The following is a 23612-nucleotide window of genomic DNA, read 5'->3' as shown; positions in this document are numbered from 1 at the left end:
AAGGAATTTGCAAATCTTTTCGAAAAGATTTGGGGGATCCCTCGGGATGGCGCAAAGCCTTGCGGAAATGGCGGTCTAGGTGCTGGCCACGGCCGACGGGCGTGAAAAGACCGCGCTGGGCCGGGCCCATGCCGCCGCCTGGTTCGCCGCGCGGGCGGCGGGCCAGCCCCTGCCCATCGGCCGGGCCAGCCCGCCGGATCGCCCGGCCCGGCCCGACCGGCCCGAACTCCTGGCCCCGCGCGACGTGCCGCGCCGCCGACCGGGGAGCGAGGCGGGACGGCTCGCGCTGCTGCACGCCGTCGCGCATATCGAGCTGAACGCGGTCGACCTGCACTGGGACATCATCGCCCGCTTCACCGGCCAGCCGATGCCGCTCGGCTTTTACGACGACTGGGTGAAGGCCGCGGACGAGGAGGCAAAGCACTTCAACCTGATCTGCGACTGCCTCGAGGCGCTGGACAGCCATTATGGCGCCCTGCCCGCCCATGCGGGGATGTGGCGCGCGGCCGAGGATACGGCCGGGGACCTTCTGGCGCGGCTCGCCGTCGTGCCCATGGTCCTGGAGGCGCGCGGGCTGGACGTGACGCCCGGCATGATCGGGATCTTTCGCAAGGCCGGCATCACCGGGGCCGTCGCCGCGCTGGAGGTGATCTATGCCGAGGAGGTCGGCCATGTCGCCTATGGCTCGAAATGGTTCAACTGGCTGTGCGGGCGGGACGGGCTGGACCCGAAGGAGGTGTTCCACGATCTCGTCCGCCGCCATTTCCACGGCGCGCTGAAGCCGCCCTTCAACGAGGAAAAGCGCGCCGAGGCCGGTCTGCCGCCCGATTTCTATTGGCCGCTGACCGGGGAATAGGCGATTTCTCGCCGATGATTTCCGGCGCCCGCGCGGGAAAACTCCTCATGTGGTCAAAATTGTTGCGAGGCTGAAATGCGCTGGGTAAGCAATGCGCGGGCTTGGCCGACCGGCCGTTGCCGAACCGCCGACCGGACTGCCGCCCAGACTGCCGCACGACCAGAAAGGCCCTGTAACGGATGATTTCAACGTGCTGAACCGTTTCGCCTACCGGATCCATCAGAGCCTTGAACGGCATTTTCCCGAACAGCGCCTGTTCCTGAAATCCGACACCGAGACGCGCTTTGTCCGGCTGCGGCCGGTGACCCAGATCCTCGGCCTGGCCGGGGGCACGCTTGCGCTGGCCTGGACCATCGTCGCCACCGCGCTGATCATGATGGACTCGATCGGCGCCGGTTCGGCGCGCGAACAGTCCTTCCGCCAGCAGGCGATGTACGAGGCGCGGCTGAACGACCTCTCCGCCGACCGCGACCTGCGGGCCGAGGAAGCCGCCCGCGCGCAGGAACGCTTCAACATCGCGCTGGAACAGGTGTCGGAGATGCAGGAACGCCTGCTCGCCTCGGAGGACCGCCGTCGCGAGATGGAGACCGGGATCGACGCGATCCAGGAGACCCTGCGCCGCACGATCCGCGAACGCGACGAGGCCCGGGCCGAGGCCGACCGGGTGACGCTGGCGCTGAACGAACAGGCCGGCGGCGCCACCGAGATGGGCCGCGCCCGCGACACGCTGGCGACGCTGGACTTCCTGACCGGCGCGCTGGGGGCCACGGCCGAGGCGCGCGACGAAACCCTGGCCGAGGCCGAGGCCGCGCGCGAGGAGACCCGGGTCATCGCCGAGGAGAAACGCGCGATCGAGATGCGCAACGACGCGATCTTCGCCAAGCTGGAGGAAGCGGTCAGCGTCTCGATGGAGCCCCTGGACAACATGTTCCGCGAGGCGGGGATGTCGCCCGACGACCTGATCGATTCCGTGCGCAAGGGCTATTCCGGCCAGGGCGGGCCGCTGACGCCGATCGCGCTCTCGACCGCCGGCGGGCTGCCCTCGGCCGACGAGCTGCGCGCCAATGCGATCCTGTCGGGGCTGGACCGGATGAACATGTACCGGATCGCCGCCTATACCCTGCCCTTCGCCATGCCGGTCAAGGACAGCTTCCGCTGGACCTCGGGTTTCGGCTATCGCAAGGATCCCAAGGGGGCGGGCACCCGGATGCACGAGGGCACCGACATGGCCGGCGCCTATGGCACGCCGATCTACGCCACGGCCGAGGGCACGGTGACCTTTGCCGGCTGGCACTCGGGCTATGGCCGTCACGTCAAGGTGCGCCACGCCAACGGGATCGAGACGACCTATTCCCACATGTCACAGATCCGTGTGGAAGTGGGCCAAAGGGTCTCGCGCGGGGACCGGATCGGTGATATGGGCAATTCAGGCCGTTCCACCGGCACGCACCTGCACTACGAGGTTCACCTGAATGGAACTCCGGTGAACCCGATGACCTTCATAAAGGCAGCGAAGAATGTTTTCTAAGAGCCGCATCAACGAGCCGGGCCCGAAGGCCGAGGCCGAGAAGCCCAAAGCCCCGGAGACCCAGATGACCAAGCCCTCGATGGACTTCACCCCTTCGGCGCCGAAGGGCAAGGCGGTGGCTTCGGTCCTGTCCTCGGACCTGACGGTGGTGGGCAACCTGCGGACCACGGGCGACATCCAGGTCGAGGGCACGGTCGAGGGCGACATTCGCGCGCATCTGTTGACCGTCGGCGAAAGCGCGACCATCCGCGGCGAGATCGTGGCCGATGACATCGTGGTCAACGGCCGGGTGATCGGCCGGGTGCGCGGGCTGAAGGTCCGCCTCACCTCCACCGCCCGGGTCGAGGGCGACATCATCCACAAGACCATCGCGATCGAGAGCGGCGCGCATTTCGAAGGCTCGGTCCAGCGCCAGGAAGACCCGCTGGCCAACGGCCGTCCCACCCCGGCCGCCCCCGCGATGCCCGGCGTCGGCGACGGCGTCTGAGTCCAGCGGACATGACCATTGCGCGGGCATCGGGACACACCCCGGTGCCCGTTTCCTTTTGCGCCGAGGCTGACCGGCGGGTGATCCTCTGGGCGGCGATCCTCGCCTCTTCCATGGGGTTCATCGACAGTTCGGTCACCGCTATTGCCATGCCCGCGATGCGGACCGCGCTGCACGCCAGCCTGGCCGAGGCGCAATGGATCAACACGGCCTATCTGCTGGCGCTCTCGGCGCTGGTGCTGGTCGGCGGCGCGGCGGGCGACCGATTCGGCATCGCGCGGGTCTTCGTCGCCGGGATCTGGATCTTCGTCGCGGGATCGCTCGCCTGTGCCTTCGCGCAGGACGCGGGCCAGATGATCGCGGCGCGGACGGTCAAGGGCGTCGGGGCGGCGCTGATGGTGCCGGGCTCGATGGCCATGGTCTCGCGCGCCTGGCCGCGAGAGCAGCGCGGGCAGGCCCTGGGGATGTGGGCGGCGGCCTCGACCATGACCACGGCGCTGGGGCCGGTGCTGGGCGGCGCGCTGATCACCTGGGGCGGCGAATTGGGCTGGCGGCTGATCTTCGCGCTGAACCTGCCCCTGGGCCTGGCGGCGGTCTGGCTGATCCGGGGCCGCACGCCGGGCGACATCGGCCAGCCGGGGGTGCGCGTGGATGTGCTGGGGGCGGCGCTGGCGTCGGCCGGTTTGGGGCTTCTGGCCTGGGCGCTGATCGCGCCGGGGGCGGCCTGGCCGGTCTGGGCGCTGGCGCTGGCCGCGCTGGCGGGCTTCGTCCTTTGGGAGCGGGTCGCCCCGGCCCCGATGCTGCGGCTGGGCCTGTTTCGCAACCGGGTGCTGGCGGTGACCAACCTGGTCACGCTGGTCCTGTATTTCGCGCTGAACGGGGTGATGTTCTACCTGCCGATGGCCGCCGTCTCGGCCTGGGGGGTAAGCGAACTGGAGGTGACCGCGGCCTTCCTGCCGATCTCGGTGCTGATCGGAATTCTCTCGGCCCCTGCCGGGCGGATGGCGGACCGCTGGGGTGCGGGGGTGATGATGGCGGCGGGCTCGGGCCTGGTGGCCTGCGCCTATGCCGGGCTGTGGCTGGCCGCGCCGGGGGGCGCGTTCTGGGCGCATGTCGTGCCGCTGACCGCGCTGGCGGGGCTGGGTCTGGGGCTGGTCGTCGCCCCCCTGACCGCCGCCGCGATGCAGGGGGCCGAGGATGGCGAGCAGGGCGCGGCCTCGGGCATCAACAACGCGGTGGCGCGGGTCGCGGGGATGGTGGCGGTGGCGCTTCTGGGCCGGGTCGCGGCCCGTGCCTACGGGCATGGCGCGCCGGGCTTCGGGCTTGAGGGCGACACGGCCGCGCATCTGGCGGCGACGGGCGCCGCCTTCGGCAGCATTGCCCTGATCGCCGCCCTTGCCGCCGCGACGGCCGCCATGCTGGCGCTGGTGCTGGCCCGCCCCCTCAGGTGATCGCGCGGCGGTAGAGATGCCAGCTTGCATGCCCGAAGAGCGGCAGGACCACGAACAGGCCCAGGAAGCCGGGCAGCATCCCGGCAAAAAGGCTGACCGCGATCAGCGCGCCCCAGCCCAGCATGATCCGGGGATTGGCCTGCACCAGCGCGAAACTCGTCAGCATCGCGGTTACGAAATCCACCTCGCGGTCCAGCAGCATCGGCAGGCTGACCACGGTGAGACAGAACAGCAGCGTCGCGAAAGCCGCCCCGACCGCCGTGCCGAAGGCCAGCATCGTCAGCCCCTCGGGCGTCAGGAACACCGCCAGCGAGGAGGACACGTTGGTCATCGTCGCATTGCCGAGGAACAGCGCAAAGATCATGTGCGACAGGAAGTTCCAGAACAGGAAATAGACCACGATCACCGCCGCGATGGCCGGGATCTGCCGGTCCTTCTGGCGCAGGATCACGCCGAAAACCTCGGCCGCGCGCAGGGGTTCGCCCGCCTCCAGCCGGCGCGAGATCTCGTAGAAACCGCAGGCGATGAAGGGGCCGAGGATCGGGAAACCGGCGCTGGCCGGCAGGGTCCACCAGATCTGGCCGCTGGAGGTCATCGCCCAGGTGATCAGCCAGCCGCCCAGCACATAGACCGCCGCGAAGGCAAGCCCGTAAAGCGGCGCGCGGCGAAAGTCCCGCCAGCCAAGCGCAAGGCTTGCGCGCAGGTCCGAGGCGTCGACTTCGTTGATTTCGGGCGTGGCGGGGGGATGGGTGGTGCTCATGCCGGAAGGTTAAGCGCGACAGGTTGTCGCAGGCAAGACAATTGCGGCGCCCCGACCCGGCCCAGAACCGCGTCACGCGGCGGATAGCGTGCCCCCGCGCGAGGGCCGGACGCGCTCAGTCGACGTCCGCGATCTCGCCGCGTTTCTTGCCCGAGGCGTTCAGCGCCAGCGTCGCCGCCATGAAGCCGTCAAGGTCGCCGTTCAGCACGCCCTGCGTGTCCGAGGTCTCATAGCCGGTGCGCAGGTCCTTCACCATCTGGTAGGGCTGCAGCACATAGGACCGGATCTGGTTGCCCCAGCCCGCATCGCCCTTGCTCTCATGCGCCTCGTTGATGGCCGCGTTCCGCCTGTCCAGTTCCTGCTGGTAAAGGCGGCTTTTCAGCGCCTTCATCGCGATATCGCGGTTCTGGTGCTGCGACTTCAGCGAGGAGGTCACCACGATTCCGCTGGGGAAGTGGGTGATCCGCACCGCCGAGTCGGTCTTGTTGACGTGCTGCCCGCCGGCGCCCGACGACCGGAAGGTGTCGATGCGGATGTCCTTGTCCTGCACCTCGATCTCGATGTTGTCGTCCACGACCGGATAGACCCAGACCGAGCAGAAGGAGGTATGCCGCCGCGCCGCGCTGTCATAGGGCGAGATGCGGACCAGACGGTGCACCCCGGCCTCGGTCTTCAGCCAGCCATAGGCGTTCTTGCCGCTGATCTTGTAGCTCGCGGACTTGATCCCGGCGCCGTCGCCTTCGGATTCCGATTGCAGTTCCACGGTGAAGCCATGCGCCTCGGCCCAGCGGACATACATCCGCGCCAGCATGCTGGCCCAGTCGCAGCTTTCGGTGCCCCCCGCCCCGGCGTTGATTTCCAGGAAGGTGTCGTTGCCGTCGGCCTCACCGTCCAGCAGCGCCTCCAGCTCCTTGGCCTCGGCCACCTTGACCAGTTCGACCAGCGCGCCCTCGGCCTCGCGCACGATCTCGCCGTCGCCTTCCATCTCGCCCAGCTCGATCAGCTCGACATTGTCCTTCAGCCCGCCCGAGATCAGCTTGTAGGCATTCACGGCGTCCAGCAGCGCCTGGCGGTCGCGCATCAGCTTCTGCGCCTTGGCGGGATCGTTCCACAGGTCGGGGGATTCGATCATCGCGTCGAATTCCTCAAGCCGGTGCGGCGCGGTTTCCCAGTCCATCCGCTGGGCGAGAAGCTTCAGCGTCTTCTCGATCGCCTCGATATTGGACTGGGTTTCGGCGCGCATGGGTCGGTCCTGCTGGGTTGGTGCGGGCGGTCATAAGGGTTTGACCGCCGCGCGGCAAGGTCAGTAGAGGCCGCCCGAGGAGACAGTGCCGAAATCGGCCTTCTTCGGCACCACCACGGTCTCGCCCTCGGAATTGGTGACGGTGGTGCCGCCGTCCGATCCTTCGCCCTCGCCATAGGCGAACAGCGGCAGGTTCGACCCCATGGCAAAGCCGCCGTCCACCATCGCGCCCAGGCCGAAGATCGGCTCTTCGCCGTCGCGGAAATATTCGGCCACGACATTGCTGCCGCTGGCATCGGGCGGAAGCTGTGCCCCGGTGAAGCGGTCGATGTTGATGAAATGCCCGCCGGGCGGGACCTGGAACTTGCCGCCGCCGTATTTCTTCACCGCATCCTCCATGAAGTCCTGGAAGACGGGGACGCAGAGCGTGCCGCCGAAGGCGCTTTCGCCCAGCGTCCGGGGCTGGTCGTAACCGATGTAGCAGCCCGCGACGATGTTCGAGGAATAGCCGATGAACCACACATCCTTGGCGTCGTTCGTCGTGCCGGTCTTGCCCGCGATCGGCACCGGCAGGTCCAGACGGCTGGCCGAGCCGCGCTGGACCACGCCTTCCATCATGCTGGTCAGCTGATAGGCGGTGATCGCATTCATCACCCGCTCGCGGTTCGAGGTGATGCGGACCCCCTGGCCCTCGGGCAGGATCGGGTGGGCGCAATCCTCGCAGGTGCGCTGGTCGTGGCGATAGATCGTGCGGCCGTAGCGGTCCTGTACCCGGTCGACGAGGGTCGGCTCCACCCGCTCGCCGCCATTGGCGAACATCGCATAGGCGGCGACCATCTTGAACAGCGTCGTCTCCTGCGCGCCCAGCGAATTCGCCAGGAACGGCCCCATCCGGTCATAGACCCCGAAGCGTTCGGCATAGCCCGCGACGGTCTGCATCCCGATCTCCTGCGCGATGCGGATCGTCATCAGGTTCCGGCTCTGCTCGATCCCGGTGCGCAGGGGCGTCGGCCCGTAATACTTGTTCGAGGCGTTCTTCGGCGTCCAGAGACCCTGCGGCGTCTCGATCTCGATCGGCGCGTCGACGACGATGGTGGCGGGCGTGAAGCCCGAATCCAGCGCGGCGGCATAGACGAAGGGCTTGAAGCTGGAGCCGGGCTGGCGCGTGGCCTGCGTCGTGCGGTTGAAGACCGAATCCTGGTAGGAAAACCCGCCCTGCATGGCCAGCACCCGGCCGGTGTTCACGTCCATCGCCATGAAGGCGCCCTGAACCTCGGGGATCTGGCGCAGCGACCAGCGCCGGAAGGTGCCGTCCTCGTTCGTCACGGCGCGGACCAGCACCACCTCGCCCACCGCGACCAGATCGCCCGCGACCTTGGCCTTCGGCCCGCGCTTGCCGTCCGCCTGCAGCTTCCGCGCCCAGGTCACATCCTCGGCCGGGATGAAATGGCCGTCCTCGTCCTCGGCCACGCCCTCGATGCCGATGCGGGCGTCCTGCTCGCCGACCGACAGCACCACGGCGGGGAACCAGCTGGGAATGTCGCGCGGCACTTCCAGCGCGGCAAGTGCCGCGCGCCAGTCGGTCTCGGAACCAAGCTGCTCGGCCGGGATCGTCTTGCCGGTGCCGCGCCAGAGGCCCTGGTTGCGGTCGTATTGCTCCAGCCCCTTGCGCAGCGCGGCAGCGGCATCCTCCTGCAGGGCGGGATCGACGGTGGCGCGGATCGTCAGGCCGCCCGAGAAGAACTCCTCCTCGCCGAAGGTGCCCGAGAGCTGGCGGCGGATCTCGTCGGTGAAATAGCCGCGCGGGGGCAGCGATTCCCGGAACGCCTCGAAATCGCCGTTCTGCACCGTCTCCAGCGGGGCGGCGATCGAGGTGTCGTAGGTCGGCTGGTCGATGAACCCGTTGTCCAGCATCTCGCCCAGGACATAGTTGCGCCGGGCGATGGCGTCGTCCTTCTGGCGCACCGGATGCAGGTTGCCGGGACGCTGCGCGAGGGCCGCCAGATAGGCGACCTCGGCGGCGGAAAGCTGCGACAGGGTCTTGTTGAAATAGGTCTGCGCCGCCGCCGCGACGCCATAGGAGTTCTGCCCGAGGAAGATCTCGTTCAGGTACAGCTCCAGGATCTTTTCCTTGCTCATCGCGGTCTCGACCCGCGCGGCCAGGATGATCTCCTTGATCTTGCGCTCGGCCGTCCGGTCCGAGGAGAGAAGGAAGTTCTTCATCACCTGCTGCGTGATGGTCGAGGCGCCCCGCACCCGCTCGCCCCGGGTGCGCACCGCCTCGACCAGGGCCGCGACCATGCCGCGGGTGTCATAGCCGTGATGGGTGTAGAAGTTCTTGTCCTCGGCCGAGATGAAGGCCTGCTTCACTAGGTCGGGGATGTCCTCGGCCGGGGCGAACAGGCGGCGTTCGCGGGCGAATTCGTCGATGATCTCGCCCTCGCCCGAATAGATCCGGCTGATCGTGGCGGGGGTGTATTGCGCCAGGCTCTCGTGGCTGGGCAGGTCGCGGGAATACATGTAGAAGATGCCGCCGACCGTCAGCGCGGCAAAGACCATGCCCAGGGTCAGCGCGGTGAAGATGCCGCCCAGTACATTGCCGACGAAACGTAGCACCCGCCACTCCCCTTGATTGCCGGTCCCGCAGTATACCAGACGCGCCCCGAGGTCAAAACCTTGGCCGGTCACATCCGGGTGCGGCAGCGGCCTTCCGCAATGGTCACGGCGCGGCGGCGGCGCGCAGGGCGGCGTCCTCGTCCGCCCAGGCCAGGATCGCCCGGCGCAGCGCCCCCACCATGCGGGCGCGCCATTCGGGATCGTTCAGCCGGGCATGGTCGCGTTCCGACGACAGGAACCCGACCTCAAGCAGGATCGAGGGGATGTCGGGCGACTTCAGCACCGAAAAACCGCCGGTCTGCAACGGGTTGCGGTGCATGCGGATGTCGGCGCCCTTGATCGCGGCGACCATGGCCTGCGCCAGGCGGTCGTTCCGGGGCATGGTCTCGGTCCGCGCCATGTCCATCAGGACCTGCGCCACCACATCGTCCTGTTCCGACAGGTCCACCCCCGCCAGAAGGTCGTCGCGGTCGTGCCGCTCGGCCAGGGCCTCGCCCGCGGCATCGCTGGCCTCCGCGGCCAGCGTGTAGACCGTAGCCCCCTGCGCCTCGCCCTCGGCCAGCGCATCGGCGTGCAGCGAGAGGAACAGGTCGGCCCCGGCGGCGCGGGCGATCGAGGTGCGGGTCTCGAGCGGGACGAAGACATCCTCCTCGCGCGTCATCACCACCGAGAAGCGGCCATCGCGCAAGAGCGCCTCCTTCAGCTCGCGCGCGAAGGTCAGCATGAGTTGCGCCTCGGTCTGGCCCTCACGCTCGGCGCCGGGGTCGATGCCGCCATGGCCGGGGTCGAGGACCAGCGTGATCGGCCCGCCGCCCTGGGGCAGCGGGGTCGGCAGCACAGCCGGATCGGGGGCGGCCCATTCCGGCAGGTCGGGGCGCGCGGCCTCGGCGGCGAAACTGGCGGGATCGGTCGGGACCAGCGCCAGCCGGATCGCCGCGCCGCTGTCCCGCGTGGCCATCTCGGCCGCCTCCAGCCGGCGCGGGCCGGCCAGTTCCACCACCAGCCGCGACCAGCCGGGGCGGAAGCTGCCCGCCCGCAGCGCGGCGACGCCCGGCGGCAGGGCCAGCGTCGCGGCCCCGGTCCAGTCGATCTCGCGCGCGTCCAGCACCAGGCGCGGCGGCGCATCGAGGAAGCGGATGCGCCAGGGCGCGGGCTGGCTGAGGGCGAAGTCCAGCGCCAGCCGGTCGCCCTCGGCGGTGATGGCCGAGGCAGCCGCATCCAGCCGGGACAGGGCCGACAACTCCTGCGCCGGGGCGGGCGGGGCAAGGGCAAGCAGGACGGAAAGAAGAAGCGCGCGCATGGGTCGCTTCATGCCCGCAGGCGGCGGCGATGTAAATTCCGCGGCATCACAAACCGGCGAACTGCGGCGGGGCGGGTTGATCTTCCAGCCGCCCCGGCCCATCCTCGCGCCGCATTCCAGAGGAGACCCCGATGCCCCCCATGCGCCGCCTTGCCGCGACGGCCCTTCTGACCACGGGCCTCGCGCTCCCCGCCCAGGCCGAGATGACGCCCGAGGAGCGCACGGCCTTCCGCGAGGAAGTGCGGGCCTATCTCCTTGAAAATCCCGAGGTCCTGGTCGAAGCGATGGACGCGCTGCAAGCGCGCGAGAACGAGGCCGCCGCCAGCCGCGACCTGCAGATGCTGGCCGACAACACGGCCGCGATCTTCGAAAGCGCCGACGACTGGGTCGGCGGCAACCCGGAAGGCGACGTGGTTCTGGTCGAATTCATGGACTATCGCTGCGGCTATTGCCGCAAGGCCTATTCCGAGGTCGAGGAACTGGTGAAGTCGGACGGTAACATCCGCTTTGTCGTCAAGGAATTCCCGATCCTGGGCGAGGCCTCGCTCATGTCGTCGCAATTCGCCATCGCGGTGCGCCAGATCCATGGCGACGCGGCCTACAAGGCGGTGCATGACGCGCTGATCGAACTGCGCGGCGAGCCGACGGTCGAGACGCTGACCCGGCTCGCGCAGGACCTCGGTCACGAGCCGCAGCCGATCCTCGACCGGATGAACGCGCCCGAGGTGATGGCGGTGATCCAGGCCAACCATGCGCTGGCCGACACGATGGAGATTTCCGGCACGCCGACCTTCGTGCTGAAGTCGATGATGCTGCGCGGCTATGTCCCGCTCGATTCGATGCGGCAGATCGTGGCCGAAGTCCGGGCCGAGGGCTGAGGGCCGGTCGCCCTCAGGCCTCGGCAAAGGCGGGTTCCGGACGCAGCACATGCAGCGCCCAGAGCCCGCCCCCCAGCGCGATGAGCGCGCCGCCCACCACCGCGAAGGTCCCGGCCAGACCAAAGCCCGCCACCAGCGGCGCCGACACCAGCGGCGAGGCGAACTGGCCCAGGAAGAAGGCCGTGGTCAGCAGGCCCGACGCCCTTCCCCGCATGGTCGCGGGCACCCGCGCCATGAACCAGGTCGTGTAGTTCGGCATCGAGATCCCCATCCCCAGCCCTCCGATCATCGACCCCGCCAGCACCCCCGGCCAGCCGTTCGCCGTCGCATGGGCAAGGAACCCCAGCCCGATCAGCGCGAAGCTGAGGCCGAAGATCACCAGGGCCGACAGCCGCGCCCGGATGCGGCCATACATCAGCGACATCGGCGCCGAGACCGCGACCAGCGCCGCCATCAGCGCGCCGACGACCAGCGGGCTGGTGACCCCCAGCGCCTCGAGATGGAAGGGCAGCCGGGTGGGCGTGACGTAGAAGGCGGTCTGGAACAGAAAGGCCAGGGGCGCGATGAAGGCATAGGCGGCCCAGGGGAAACGGGCGGTGGCGGTGCTGCGGTCGGCCGGGCGCACCCGCTCCTCCCGCAACTGCCGGGCGCGGGGACCAAGGACGACGAAGGCCAGGGCCGCGATCGGCAGGATCAGCGCATAGACCGCGAAGGCCCCGCGCCAATGCAGGCTGGCCAGCGCGCCCCCCGCCAGCATGAAGACGATCCCGGCGGCCGAGATCGCCGCCCCCTGCATCCCCAGGAACCGCGCCCGCGCCGGGCCATGCCAGAGGTCGCTGGCCCAGGTCATGCCCAGGTTCATCGTCCCCGCCACCCCCAGCCCCAGCGCCAGCCGCCCGGCCAGCATCCCCCACAGGCTTTCCGCCCAAAGGCCCGAGGTGCCCCCGATGCAATACAGCGCCGCCGTCAGCACCAGAAGCTTCTGCCGGTCCCAGCGGTCGATCAGCACCCCCATCAGCCCCGCGCTCAGCACGATGGCCAGCGACGGCAGCGTCACGATCAGCCCGGCCAGCGTGTCGATATGCGGCACGCCTGCATAATGCTCGCGCAGGCCCGGCAGCGACGAGGCCACCGTGGCATTGGCCATGATCGTCATCGACGCAAGGCCCAGGACGGCCGTTGTCACCGCCCGGCTGGGCGGCGTCTGTTGCGCATGGTCCATCTTCATTCCCCGAATTGCTTGCGGAAGGTGACAAAATCTATCAGGCTGGACAAGGCAGCCATTCATGCAAGGTGCGTCCATAATCATGGACAAGGATCTCGACCTCTCGGCGTTGCGCGGTTTTCGCACCGTGTTGCGCGAAGGCTCGTTCTCGGGCGCGGCGCTGGCGTTGCGGATTCCGAAATCGACGCTGTCCAAGCGCGTGGCCGACCTTGAGGCCGACCTCGGCGTCCGGCTGATCGAACGCTCGACACGGACGCTGCGCCCGACGCAGGAGGGAGAAGTGCTCGCGGCCCGGGCCGACCGGCTTCTGGGCGAGGCCGAGGACATCCGCCGCGCGCTTGGCGAATCCGGCGGCACCCCGCGCGGGCATCTGCGGCTGGCCGTGCCGCAGGTGATCGGCAACCTCCTGATCGGCCCGATCGCCGCCAGCTTCCGCGCCGCCCATCCCGAGGTGACGCTGGAGATCCACTTCCTCGACCGCGCCCCCGACCTTCTGGAAGAAGGTTTCGACGGCTGCATCCGGCTTGGCCCGCTGGAAGACAGCAGCCAGGTCGCCCGCCGTCTGCTGCATGGGCAGGGCTTCCTGGTCGCCGCGCCCGACTTCCCGGGGCTCGACCGGGTGCGCCAGCCGCAGGATCTGGCCGCCCTGCCCCATGTCGGTCTCGCCGCGCCCTGGAACGGCGGGCTTGCCTTGCAGAATGGCGATGAGGAGATCACGCTGATGCTGAACGCACCGCTGCAGCTTGGCTCGCATATGGCGGTGCGGGATGCGGCGGTGGCGGGCGCGGGGGTCGCGATCCTGCCCCGGATGATCGCCCGGCCCGAGATCGCCTCCGGCAGGCTGGTGCGGGTCCTGCCCGACTGGGCCACGCCGCCCCGGACGATTTCCTTCGTCTACCCTTCGGCGCAATCGGTCACCGCGCGACTGCGCGCCTTCATCGACCATCTGGCGCGCGAGATCGGCGAGGATTGACCGCCCGGACCGCGCGTCGGGCACTTCATGCCCTCCTCGCCGACGAGTGCGCGACGAGGGCTATTCCGCCGCCAGCTTCTCGGCCGCCTCGATCTCGGCGGCCTTCTTCTCGACCAGTTCGACGATATGGTCGATCATCCGCTCATTGGACAGGGTGTGGTCCTGCTTGCCGGCCAGGTAGACCATGCCCTTGCCCGCCCCGCCGCCGGTAAAGCCGATATCGGTCATCAGCGCCTCGCCCGGGCCGTTCACCACGCAGCCGATGATCGACAGGCTCATCGAGGTGGTGACATGCGCCAGCCGGTCCTCCAGCGCCGCGACGGTCTTGATCACGTCGAACCCCTGCCGGGCACAGCTGGGGCAGGAAATGATCGTCACCCCCCGATGCCGCAGGCCGAGCGATTTCAGGATCTCGTAGCCGACCTTCACCTCCTCGACCGGATCGGCCGAGAGGCTGACCCGGATCGTGTCGCCGATCCCCATCCAGAGCAGGTTGCCAAGACCGATGGCCGATTTCACCGTGCCGGCCATCAGGCCCCCGGCCTCGGTGATCCCCAGGTGGATCGGCGCGTCCGTCGCTTCTGCCAGCTGCTGGTACGCGGCAGCGGCCAGGAACACGTCCGAGGCCTTCACGCTGATCTTGAACTCGTGGAAATCGTTGTCCTGCAACAGCTTGATGTGATCCAGGCCGGATTCCACCATCGCCTCGGGACAGGGCTCGCCGTATTTCTCCAGGAGGTGCCGCTCCAGCGAGCCCGCATTCACGCCGATGCGGATGCTGCACCCGTGATCCTTCGCCGCCCGCACCACCTCGGCCACGCGCCGGGCGTCGCCGATGTTGCCGGGGTTGATCCGCAGGCAGGCCGCGCCCGCCTCGGCCGCCTCGATGGCGCGGCGATAGTGGAAATGGATGTCGGCGACAATCGGGACCGGGCTTTCCGCCACGATCTCGCGCAGCGCCCGCGTCGAGTCTTCGTCCGGGGTCGAGACGCGGACGATGTCCGCCCCCGCCACGGCGCAACGCTGGATCTGCTCGATCGTCGCGGCCACATCGGTGGTCAGCGTGTTCGTCATCGTCTGCACGCTGATCGGCGCGTCGCCACCCACCAGCACCTTGCCGACCCGGACCTGCCGCGAGGGCCGGCGCTGGATGTTGCGCCAGGGGCGGACGGGGTTGTGGGTCATGGGTCAGGCTCCGCTGCGATGCGGCTACAAGAATAGGCGCCGCCAGGGGGGGCGGCAACCTGGTGCGACGATTATTCCGTGACGGGGGTGTCCGGGGCCAGCCCCGCGGCATCCGCCGTGGCGAATTTGGCAAGGTCCGGATCCTGCGTCAGGTCGGCCTGGGCGAACTTCTCCACCAGCGCCTCGGGCGAGAGCGCGATGTTCTTCACCACATTCGCCCCCGGGGCGGCCGGTCCGACCATGGCGCCATCGACCATGAAATAGACAGCGCCGGAATTGCCGGTGCGGAACACGGCAGCCTCTTCCAGCGGCGGGACGGTGTAACGCTCGCCCGCGTCGAGGATCTTCTCGAACAGGACGGTGCCATCGGCCGCGTTGACCATGACCCAGGCCGGGCGCACCGCCAGCACCTCGACCCCCTGCTTGGCCTCGGCGACGACCTGGACCTCGGGACCAAGCGCCGCATCCAGCGCCAGATCCACCGCGGTGCCCGAGGGCGCGTCCGCCAGAACCCCGGTCTCACGCGGGTTGATCGCGGCGATCGGACCATCGCGCGAGGTCAGCACCGGCACGTCCAGCGCCTGCGGGCGATAGAGACGGTCCATCACATCGGCGCCATCCGCCGTGTCGTCGGACCGGGTGCCGACCAGCGCCGGGGCGGCGCTGCCCGCATCCGACAGCGGATCGATCTGGGCCACGACGCTGGGGGCCTCGTCCACCGGGGCCAGCTGGACGCGCTGCACCTCCTGCAGGACCGACCAGCCGCCATAGCCGATGGCCCCGATCAGCGCGACCAGCACCGCGATCGAGCCGATGGCCCCCGGTTCGACATGCGACCAGATCGCCTCGGCGCGCGGGATGAAGCTGGCGTTGGGATTGGCCAGCGGCTCGGAGAAGTCCGAGCGCCGGGATTTCACCACCTGCTGCGGCGCCGAGATCGCCGAAAGCCCATGCGCCACGGCATAGCCGGCCTCGTTGCAGAAGCGTTGGAAGGCCCATTCCGGGTCCATCCCCAGGTAGCGGGAATAGGAGCGGACATAGCCGGCGACGAATCCGGGGGATTCGAAGGCCGAGAGATCGGCATTCTCGATCGCCGCGATATAGGTGGCCTTGATCTTCAACTCTCGCTGGACGTCCAGCAGGGACTTGCCCAGCGTGGCGCGCTCGCCCCGCATCAGATCACCAAGCCGCAACTCGAAATCGTCAAAGCCTTTCGGCTTGTCTTCTTCGGTTGTCGAAGGTTTCGACCTCCAACCGATCATACTGGCCCCTGTCCCCTTCGGCGTATCCGCTGGCGTGAAGTCGCGCCTCGCGCGACTCACCCTTCTTCGTATTGGCGAAACGGTAACATACTTTCGTAGCGCCGAAACAGTGGCAGAGCGGGGGTCAGGCGACCGCCTCGGCGCGATTCAGCGCACACTGGCTCCACAGCCTGTCCATCGCCCGGACGAGCCGGTCGATCTCGCCCGGACCATGCACCGGCGAAGGGGTGAAGCGCAGCCGTTCCGTGCCACGGGGGACGGTAGGATAGTTGATCGGCTGGACATAGATCCCGTGGTTTTCCAGCAGCATGTCCGACAGCATCTTGCAGTGCACTGGATTGCCGACATGGACCGGGACGATGTGGCTGCCATGGTCGATGATCGGCAGGCCCATGGCCTTGAGCCGCGATTTCAGGATCCTGGCCTGGGTCTGGTGGCTTTCGCGCAGGCGCACGCCGCCCTCGCCCTTCAGGAAGCGAAGCGAGGCCGCAGCCCCCGCCGCCACCGCCGGCGGCAGCGAGGTGGTGAAGATGAAGCCCGGCGCATAGGAGCGGATCGCATCCACCATCTTGGCGCTGGCCGCGATATAGCCGCCGAAGACGCCGATGGCCTTGGCCAGCGTCGCGTTGATGATGTCCACCCGGTCCATCACCCCGTCGCGTTCCGCCACGCCCGCGCCGCGGGGGCCGTACATGCCGACGGCATGGACCTCGTCCAGATAGGTCAGCGCGCCGAATTCATCCGCGAGGTCGCAGATTTCCGCGATGGGGCCGAAATCGCCGTCCATCGAATAGATCGATTCGAAGGCGATCAGCTTCGGCGCCTCGGGGTCGTCCTTGGCCAGCAGCTCGCGCAGATGCGCCACGTCGTTGTGCCGGAAGATCCGCTTCTCGCCGCCGCCGCGCCGCACGCCCTCGATCATCGAGGCATGGTTCAGCGCGTCGGAATAGATGATCAGGCCGGGGAAGATCGCCCGCAGCGTCGAAAGCGTCGCGTCATTGGCGATATAGGCGCTGGTGAAGACGAGGGCGGCCTCTTTCGCGTGCAGGTCAGCCAGCTCGGCCTCCAGCCGCTTGTGCCAGACCGTCGTGCCCGAGATGTTCCGCGTCCCGCCCGAGCCCGCGCCCGTCGCGTCCAGCGCCTGATGCATCGCGCCCAGCACTTCGGCATGCTGGCCCATGCCGAGGTAATCGTTGCCGCACCAGACGGTGATTTCCTTCTGCGTCCCGTCCGGCCGGGTCCAGAGCGCATGGGGGAAATGGCCCTGCTGCCGCTCGATGTCGATGAAGGTGCGATAGCGGCCTTCGTCGTGCAGGCGTTTCAGGCTGGCGTCGAGCGCGCGTTCGTAATCCATGTCGTCGTCCTCGGTCCCTTTTGCGGCAGAATGGCGATCTACCCGCATTGGTGCCTTGATTTCGGTCAAAGTCGCGGTTTTCCCAAGGGGACGAATTGTCGCCCCGGCGTCTAGATAGCGCAGACCGGCTGCTCTGGACAGTCCCAAGCTGCCTGCTAGTTTGCATTTGACCACCTTTCCGGAGACTGCGATGATCCTCGATGCCGTCCTTGCCCGTATCGACGAGACCCTGCCCCAATCCATCGACCGGCTGATGGAGCTGTTGCGGATCCCCTCGATCTCGACCGACCCGGCCTATCGCGCCGATTGCGCCCGCGCGGCGGACTGGCTGGTCAAGGACCTGGAATCGCTCGGCTTCTCGGCCCGCGCCGCGGCGACGCCGGGGCATCCGATGGTCGTCGGCCACGGCGGCGAGGGCGGGCGCCACATCCTCTTCTACGGCCATTACGACGTCCAGCCGGTCGATCCGCTGGACCTCTGGGACCGCCCGCCCTTCGACCCCGAGGTGCAGCAGACGCCGAAGGGCCGGGTGATCCGGGCGCGGGGCGCGTCCGACGACAAGGGCCAGCTGATGACCTTCGTCGAGGCCTGCCGCGCCTGGAAGGCCGTGCATGGCGCGCTGCCGGGCAAGCTTACCATCTTCCTTGAGGGCGAGGAGGAATCGGGCTCGCCCTCGCTGATCCCCTTCATGCGCGACAACGCGGCCGAGCTGACCGCCGGGTTGGCGCTGATCTGCGACACCTCGATGGTCTCGCCCGGCGTGCCTTCCATCGCCGGGCAGCTTCGGGGCATGCTGAAAGAGGAATTCACCCTGCACGGCCCGCGGATCGACCTGCATTCCGGCCATTACGGCGGCCCGGCGCTGAACCCGCTGCGCGAGATCGCGAGGATCATCGCCAGTTTCCACGACGACCGGGGCCGCGTCGCGGTGGAAGGCTTCTACGACGGCGTGCACGAGGTGCCCGAGGCGCTGAAGCGCCAGTGGGAGAGCTGCGGCTTCGACGAGAAGGACTATCTGGAATCGGTCGGCTTCACCCGCCCCCATGGCGAGGCGGGCTATTCCACGCTGGAGCAGCAATGGGCGCGCCCGACGCTGGAGATCAACGGCCTCTGGGGCGGCTATCAGGGCGCGGGGTCGAAGACGGTGATCCCGGCCGAGGCGCATTGCAAGATCACCTGCCGGCTGGTCGGCGACATGGACCCGGCCGATCTGCGCCGCAAGCTGCGCGCCCATGTCGAGGCGCGCCTGCCGCAGGACGCCCGCATCACCTGGGACGGCCATCTCGACGGCGCGCCCGCCGCGGTGATGGACACCTCGCGCCCCGAGTTCGAGGCCGCGCGGCAGGCGCTGTCCGACGAATGGCAGCGCGAGGCGGTGATCGTCGGCATGGGCGGCTCGATCCCGATCGCGAGGTATTTCAAGGACATCCTGGGGATGGACGCGATGCTGATCGGTTTCGCCAACGACGACGACGCCATCCACTCGCCGAACGAGAAATATGACGTGGCCAGCTTCCACAAGGGCATCCGCTCCTGGGCCCGCATCCTGGCCCGGATCGCATGACGGTTGAGCTTCGCAACGCAACCCCTTCGGACGAAAGTGATTTCCGCCGTCTCTGGCAGGGGTTCTGCGACGGCTACGGCCTGGTGCTGGCGCCCGAGGTGACCGCTTTCACCTGGACCCGGCTGATGGACCTGGACAATGCGCTGAAGGCGCGGCTGGCCTGCCTCGACGGCCGGCCGCAGGGCTTTGCCATCCACCAGCACCATCCCTCGACCTGGGTCCTGGGCGACGACGGCTATCTCGAGGATCTGTTCGTCGCCCCCGAAGCGCGCGGGCGGGGCCTCGGGCGCGCGCTGATCGAGGATCTGGTGGCGATCGGCCGCACAAGGGGCTGGCGGCGCCTCTACTGGCTGACCGAGATCGAGAACGCCGGCGCGCGGCGGCTGTATGACCAGTTCTGCGACAACGACGGCCATATCCGCTATCGCATGACGCTCTGACCGCTCCTCCTCGTTCGACTTCGTCTCCTCGTCGGCGGGCGAGGCATGGCGAAGTCATCGACGAGCGACCCTATCTCCGCGTTGCCAGCATCCGCGCCGCCTTCGCCAGCAGCAGCACCCAGGGCGCGGCATGCAGCACCAGGTCGAAGATGTCGATCGGCCGCACCAGCCCGCCGGCGGCCAGAAGCTTCAGCTTCTCCCACAGATGCGGCTCGGGGGTGAACGGGGCCAGCCCCAGGGTCAGCGATGCAAGCACGAGCAGCGCGGGCGGCAGCTTGTCGAGGAAGGACAGCATCGGCAACGCCTCCAGGCCGGATCCGCCGGCGCGAAGGCCATGACGCTCCCGCAGGCACGCGACCCGATGTGACCCGGCTGGGAAGGAATGGCGCGGTGGACGGGGCTCGAACCCGCGACCCCCGGCGTGACAGGCCGGTACTCTAACCGACTGAGCTACCACCGCGCATGGGCGACCGGGGACTTGGGGAAGATGTGGCGCGGTGGACGGGGCTCGAACCCGCGACCCCCGGCGTGACAGGCCGGTACTCTAACCAACTGAGCTACCACCGCGCAATCTTCCATCCGGTCCCCCGGACGTGGGGGCCTGATACTGAACCCCTCGGCCGCCGTCAATGGCTGCCGAGGGGAAAAATCACCGATCCGGTGCGGGGATGAATTCGGCGTCGTCGCCCGGCGGCAGGCGGAAGCGGCCGTGCTGCCAGTCGCCGGCGCGCCAGGCCTCTTTCGCGGCCTCGATCTTCTCGCGCGAGGAGGCGACGAAATTCCACCAGATGAAGCGCGGCCCCTCCATCGTCGCCCCGCCCAGAAGCATGATCCGCGCCCCCTGCGCCCCGGCCCGGACCGAAACCTTGTCGCCCGGCCGGAAGACCAGCATCCGCCCGGCCTCGAAGCTCTGGCCGCCGCTGGTGACCGCGCCGTCCAGCACATAGACGCCGCGATCCTCGTGGTCGTCGGGCAGGGGAATCGCCGCGCCGGGCGCCAGGCGGGCATCGGCGTAGAAGACCTCGGAGGGCATCCGCAACCCGACCTTCTCGCCCCAGGCCTGGCCCAGGATCAGGCGCACCGCCTTGCCCTCGCCCTCCAGTTCCGGCAGTTCCTCGCGCCCGACATGGACGAAGGCGGCCGCGTCCTCCTCCTGCCCCTCCGGCAGCGCCAGCCAGGTCTGCAGCCCGAAGAGCGAATGCGGTGTCTTTCGCACCTCGCCGTCGGTGCGCTCGGAATGGGTGATCCCCTGCCCCGCCAGCATCCAGTTCACGGCGCCGGGCTCGATCCACTGGTCGGTGCCGAGGGAATCGCGGTGATGCAGCCGCCCCTTCAGAAGATAGGTGACCGTCCCCAGCCCGATATGCGGATGCGGCCGGACGTCGATGCCCTCGCCGGTCAGGAACTCGGCCGGGCCCATCTGGTCGAAGAAGATGAAGGGCCCGACCATCTGCCGCCTGGCCGAAGGCAAGGCGCGGCGGACCTCGAAACCGCCGATATCGCGGGCGCGCGGGACGATGACGGTCTCGATCGCGTCCACCTGATCGCCGATCGGGACCTGCGGGTCCAGGATGGGATTCCAGCTCATGATGATGCTCCTTTGCCGGAAAAGGTAGTCCTTCCGGCCCCGCGATGCACCCCGTTCCCGCCGCGCCGGGCCTGTGCGGTGGCGAACAGCCGCGCGGCCCCCCATGGCCAGAGCCGGCCCCGCCGGCGGCCAGCGATTGCGCGCGGGCGGCGGGCGCGCTATCCCGGAACCCGAAGTGGTATTCCAGGGGGCAAGCATGAGCCGCGCATTCGTCTTTCCGGGCCAGGGGGCCCAGGTGATCGGCATGGGCCGCGCCCTGGCCGAAGCCTATCCCGGCGCGAAGGCCGTCTTCGACGAGGTGGACGCCGCCCTTGGCGAAAAGCTCTCCACCCTGATCTGGGAGGGCGACATCGCCGAGCTTACGCTGACCCAGAATGCCCAGCCCGCGCTGATGGCGACCTCGATCGCCGCCTTCCGTGCGCTCGAGACCGAGGGGATGGGGCTGGACCAGGCCGCCTTCGTCGCCGGACACAGCCTTGGCGAATATTCGGCGCTTTGTGCCGCGGGCGCGCTGACCCTGGCCGACACCGCGCGCCTCCTGCGCATCCGCGGCCAGGCGATGCAGGAGGCGGTGCCGGTGGGCATCGGCGCCATGGCCGCCCTCCTCGGCCTCGACTTCGAGACCGCGATCGCGGTCGCGCAAGAGGCCGCCCAGGGCGAGGTCTGCCAGGCCGCGAACGACAACGACCCGGCGCAGGTGGTGGTCTCGGGCCACAAGGCGGCGGTGGAACGCGCGGTCGAGATCGCCAAGGCCAGGGGTGCCAAACGGGCGCTCATGCTGCCGGTCAGCGCGCCCTTCCACTGCGCGCTGATGCAGCCCGCCGCGCATGTGATGGCCGAGGCGCTGGCCGCCGTGCCGATCTCGAATCCCGCCGTCCCGGTGGTGGCCAACGTCCGCGCCGAGGCGGTGACCGAGGCCAACCGGATCGCCGACCTCCTGGTCGCGCAGGTCACCGGCTCGGTCCGCTGGCGGGAAAGCGTGCTCTGGATGGAGAAGGCCGGGGTCACGGAATTCTGGGAAATCGGCGCGGGCAAGGCGCTGTCGGGGATGATCAGGCGCATCGCCCCCGGCGCCGCGACCCGCGCCATCGGCACGCCCGAGGATGTGGCGGCGGCAAAGGCATAGGAGAGACGGATGTTCGACCTGACAGGCAAGACCGCGCTGGTGACCGGCGCTTCCGGCGGGATCGGCGCCGACATCGCCCGCGCCCTGCATGCGGCGGGGGCGACGGTGGGGCTTTCGGGCACCCGGACCGAGCCGCTCCAGGCCCTGGCCGGGGAACTGGGCGGGCGGGCGCATGTCCTGCCCTGCAACCTCTCGGATCCGCAGGCGGTCGAGGGGCTGGTGAAGCAGGCGGTCGAGGCGATGGGCGCGGTCGACATCCTGGTCAACAACGCGGGCATCACCCGCGACGGGCTGGCGATGCGCATGTCGGACGAGGACTGGCAGGCGGTGATCGACGTCAACCTGACCGCGACCTTCCGCCTCTGCCGCGCGGCGATCCGGGGGATGATGAAGGCGCGCTGGGGAAGAATCGTCAACATCTCCTCGGTCGTGGGGCAGACGGGGAATGCGGGCCAGGTGAACTATGCCGCCTCCAAGGCCGGGATGGTCGGCCTGTCGAAATCGCTCGCGGCCGAGGTCGCAAGCCGCGGCATCACCGTGAACTGCGTCGCGCCCGGCTTCATCGAGACCGCGATGACCGACAAGCTGACCGAGGCGCAGCGCGCCGGCATCCTGGGCGCGGTCCCGGCCGGACGCATGGGCCGCCCCGAGGAGATCGCGGCGGCGGTCCTCTACCTCGCCTCGCCCGAGGCGGGCTATGTCACCGGGGCCACGCTGCACGTCAACGGCGGCATGGCGATGGTCTGACCGCGCGGCGGCGGCGAGGTTAAAGGGTTTGCCATGCGCCCCGACCCTTGCTATAGGCGCGTCAATTCCGCCCGGGGTGCGCTTCGCGCCCCGGTTGGCAACCGGCCCGGCAACGGGCAGCTACAGAAAGGCCGGGGCCAATCCCTGCCAAGATAGAGGAACGGACATGAGCGACATCGCTGATCGCGTGAAGAAGATCGTCGTCGAGCACCTGGGCGTCGAAGAGGACAAGGTGACGGAATCGGCCTCGTTCATCGACGACCTGGGCGCGGATTCGCTCGACACCGTGGAACTGGTCATGGCCTTCGAGGAAGAGTTCGGCATCGAGATCCCGGACGACGCCGCCGAGACGATCCAGACCTTCGGCGACGCGGTCAAGTTCATCTCGGAAGCCGCCTGAGGCCTTCCTCCCGTCACGGGAAAGCAGGGCACCCTTCGGGGTGCCTTTTGCTTTGGCGCAGCGGGGGCGCACCATCCCGCGCGGTTACTCCGGCCAGGGGATGATTCACCCACCCTGCCCCGGGCCCCCGCCTTGCGCCGCCGCGCCAGATGTGTATAAGGCCGCATCCTTTCCGCTTATCCATGAACCGGCGATGCCTCTCGTGGACGGGCCGCGGAAAGGTTCTTGCCCGTCCTGTGAAGCCGCCCCGACACGAAGGAAGCCCGCATGCCTCTTTACGAGCATGTCTTCATCGCGCGCCAGGACCTGTCCAACGCGCAAGCCGAAGGCCTCATCGAGCACTTCTCCACCGTCCTCGCGGACAACGGCGGCAAGGTCGTTGAAAACGAGTACTGGGGCGTCAAGACGATGGCCTACAAAATCAACAAGAACCGCAAGGGCCACTATGCCTTCCTGAAGTCGGACGCGCCCGCCGCGGCCGTGCAGGAAATGGAACGCCTGATGCGGCTGCACGACGACGTGATGCGCGTGCTGACCATCAAGGTCGACAAGCATGCCGAAGGCGTCTCGGTCCAGATGCAGAAGCGCGAAGAGCGTGACGGCGACCGCGGGGATCGCGGCGACCGTGG

At 68.7% G+C, this 23612-nt stretch carries 22 protein-coding genes and 2 tRNA genes; 12 read left to right on the top strand and 12 right to left on the bottom strand.

What is annotated here, in order from left to right:
• Positions 1-79: 79 nt before the first annotated feature.
• From ACE3UA_RS13770 to ACE3UA_RS13755, 4 genes are all read left to right on the top strand, one after another.
• Positions 80-856, top strand: coding sequence for a ferritin-like domain-containing protein (locus tag ACE3UA_RS13770; protein WP_374646045.1), 777 nt, complete (start codon positions 80-82; stop codon positions 854-856).
• A gap of 190 nt (positions 857-1046) precedes the next feature.
• The gene (locus ACE3UA_RS13765; protein ID WP_374646043.1) at positions 1047-2384 is read left to right on the top strand and encodes a DUF5930 domain-containing protein; all 1338 of its coding nucleotides are present in this window, start codon (positions 1047-1049) and stop codon (positions 2382-2384) included.
• Positions 2374-2871 (top strand): polymer-forming cytoskeletal protein, encoded by a 498-nt coding sequence (locus ACE3UA_RS13760; protein WP_374646041.1) that lies wholly within the window; start codon positions 2374-2376, stop codon positions 2869-2871. Before ACE3UA_RS13765 ends, ACE3UA_RS13760 begins: the two co-directional genes overlap by 11 nt.
• Positions 2872-2915: 44 nt before the next feature.
• On the top strand, positions 2916-4322 hold the full coding sequence (locus tag ACE3UA_RS13755) for an MFS transporter (RefSeq protein ID WP_374646039.1): 1407 nt from the start codon (positions 2916-2918) through the stop codon (positions 4320-4322).
• Here ACE3UA_RS13755 and ACE3UA_RS13750 read toward each other — a convergent pair.
• The 4 genes from ACE3UA_RS13750 to ACE3UA_RS13735 all read right to left on the bottom strand — a co-directional run bounded on the left by ACE3UA_RS13750 (position 4315) and on the right by ACE3UA_RS13735 (position 10241).
• Positions 4315-5082, bottom strand: coding sequence for a DUF2189 domain-containing protein (locus ACE3UA_RS13750; protein ID WP_374646037.1), 768 nt, complete (start codon positions 5080-5082; stop codon positions 4315-4317). The genes ACE3UA_RS13755 and ACE3UA_RS13750 overlap by 8 nt on opposite strands.
• A gap of 115 nt (positions 5083-5197) precedes the next feature.
• On the bottom strand, positions 5198-6325 hold the full coding sequence (gene prfB / locus ACE3UA_RS13745; RefSeq protein ID WP_374646035.1) for a peptide chain release factor 2: 1128 nt from the start codon (positions 6323-6325) through the stop codon (positions 5198-5200).
• A 60-nt stretch (positions 6326-6385) separates the two neighbouring features.
• Positions 6386-8941 (bottom strand): penicillin-binding protein 1A, encoded by a 2556-nt coding sequence (locus tag ACE3UA_RS13740; RefSeq protein ID WP_374646033.1) that lies wholly within the window; start codon positions 8939-8941, stop codon positions 6386-6388.
• A gap of 103 nt (positions 8942-9044) precedes the next feature.
• Positions 9045-10241, bottom strand: a complete 1197-nt coding sequence (locus ACE3UA_RS13735) for an N-acetylmuramoyl-L-alanine amidase (RefSeq protein WP_374646031.1) — start codon at positions 10239-10241, stop codon at positions 9045-9047.
• A 131-nt stretch (positions 10242-10372) separates the two neighbouring features.
• Between ACE3UA_RS13735 and ACE3UA_RS13730 the strand changes: the two genes are divergently transcribed.
• Positions 10373-11119: a DsbA family protein gene (locus ACE3UA_RS13730; RefSeq protein WP_374646029.1), complete on the top strand. Its 747-nt coding sequence runs from the start codon at positions 10373-10375 to the stop codon at positions 11117-11119.
• Positions 11120-11132: 13 nt separating this feature from the next.
• Here the strand turns inward: ACE3UA_RS13730 and ACE3UA_RS13725 are convergent, their stop codons facing one another.
• On the bottom strand, positions 11133-12347 hold the full coding sequence (locus ACE3UA_RS13725; protein WP_374646027.1) for an MFS transporter: 1215 nt from the start codon (positions 12345-12347) through the stop codon (positions 11133-11135).
• A gap of 79 nt (positions 12348-12426) precedes the next feature.
• Here ACE3UA_RS13725 and ACE3UA_RS13720 point away from each other — a divergent pair, with 79 nt between their 5' ends.
• A complete protein-coding gene (locus ACE3UA_RS13720; protein ID WP_374646025.1) occupies positions 12427-13317 on the top strand; it encodes a LysR family transcriptional regulator in 891 nt (296 codons plus the stop codon).
• Positions 13318-13377: 60 nt separating this feature from the next.
• Here the strand turns inward: ACE3UA_RS13720 and ispG are convergent, their stop codons facing one another.
• The 3 genes from ispG to hemA form a co-directional block, all read right to left on the bottom strand.
• Positions 13378-14502, bottom strand: a complete 1125-nt coding sequence (gene ispG, locus ACE3UA_RS13715) for a flavodoxin-dependent (E)-4-hydroxy-3-methylbut-2-enyl-diphosphate synthase (protein ID WP_374646023.1) — start codon at positions 14500-14502, stop codon at positions 13378-13380.
• Between the two features lie 71 nt (positions 14503-14573).
• On the bottom strand, positions 14574-15764 hold the full coding sequence (locus tag ACE3UA_RS13710; protein ID WP_374646021.1) for a helix-turn-helix domain-containing protein: 1191 nt from the start codon (positions 15762-15764) through the stop codon (positions 14574-14576).
• A gap of 124 nt (positions 15765-15888) precedes the next feature.
• The gene (hemA, locus tag ACE3UA_RS13705; RefSeq protein WP_374646020.1) at positions 15889-17118 is read right to left on the bottom strand and encodes a 5-aminolevulinate synthase; all 1230 of its coding nucleotides are present in this window, start codon (positions 17116-17118) and stop codon (positions 15889-15891) included.
• Positions 17119-17308: 190 nt separating this feature from the next.
• Between hemA and ACE3UA_RS13700 the strand changes: the two genes are divergently transcribed.
• Positions 17309-18682 (top strand): M20/M25/M40 family metallo-hydrolase, encoded by a 1374-nt coding sequence (locus tag ACE3UA_RS13700; protein WP_374646019.1) that lies wholly within the window; start codon positions 17309-17311, stop codon positions 18680-18682.
• On the top strand, positions 18679-19122 hold the full coding sequence (locus tag ACE3UA_RS13695) for an N-acetyltransferase family protein (RefSeq protein WP_374646017.1): 444 nt from the start codon (positions 18679-18681) through the stop codon (positions 19120-19122). The genes ACE3UA_RS13700 and ACE3UA_RS13695 overlap by 4 nt, the downstream gene beginning before the upstream one ends.
• A gap of 70 nt (positions 19123-19192) precedes the next feature.
• Here the strand turns inward: ACE3UA_RS13695 and ACE3UA_RS13690 are convergent, their stop codons facing one another.
• The 4 genes from ACE3UA_RS13690 to ACE3UA_RS13675 all read right to left on the bottom strand — a co-directional run bounded on the left by ACE3UA_RS13690 (position 19193) and on the right by ACE3UA_RS13675 (position 20710).
• Positions 19193-19417 (bottom strand): RND transporter, encoded by a 225-nt coding sequence (locus ACE3UA_RS13690; RefSeq protein ID WP_374646015.1) that lies wholly within the window; start codon positions 19415-19417, stop codon positions 19193-19195.
• Between the two features lie 88 nt (positions 19418-19505).
• Positions 19506-19582 (bottom strand) — tRNA-Asp (locus tag ACE3UA_RS13685).
• Positions 19583-19612: 30 nt separating this feature from the next.
• A tRNA-Asp gene (locus tag ACE3UA_RS13680) sits at positions 19613-19689 on the bottom strand.
• Between the two features lie 82 nt (positions 19690-19771).
• Positions 19772-20710, bottom strand: a complete 939-nt coding sequence (locus tag ACE3UA_RS13675) for a pirin family protein (RefSeq protein ID WP_374646013.1) — start codon at positions 20708-20710, stop codon at positions 19772-19774.
• Positions 20711-20906: 196 nt separating this feature from the next.
• On the opposite strand from ACE3UA_RS13675, the gene fabD reads away from it, so the two are divergent.
• The 4 genes from fabD to rpsF all read left to right on the top strand — a co-directional run.
• A complete protein-coding gene (gene fabD / locus ACE3UA_RS13670; RefSeq protein WP_374646011.1) occupies positions 20907-21836 on the top strand; it encodes an ACP S-malonyltransferase in 930 nt (309 codons plus the stop codon).
• A gap of 9 nt (positions 21837-21845) precedes the next feature.
• Entirely contained in the window at positions 21846-22583 is a 738-nt protein-coding gene (fabG, locus tag ACE3UA_RS13665; RefSeq protein WP_374646009.1) for a 3-oxoacyl-ACP reductase FabG, read from the top strand.
• Between the two features lie 166 nt (positions 22584-22749).
• Complete coding sequence (locus tag ACE3UA_RS13660; protein WP_103256210.1) at positions 22750-22983, top strand: acyl carrier protein; 234 nt, start codon at positions 22750-22752, stop codon at positions 22981-22983.
• Between the two features lie 267 nt (positions 22984-23250).
• On the top strand, positions 23251-23612 hold a 362-nt coding region (gene rpsF, locus ACE3UA_RS13655), incomplete at its 3' end, for a 30S ribosomal protein S6 (protein ID WP_374646006.1).

The sequence above is a fragment of the Tabrizicola sp. genome (assembly GCF_041919135.1).
GTDB lineage: Bacteria > Pseudomonadota > Alphaproteobacteria > Rhodobacterales > Rhodobacteraceae > Tabrizicola.
This window is presented reverse-complemented; position numbering and strand designations above follow the sequence as displayed.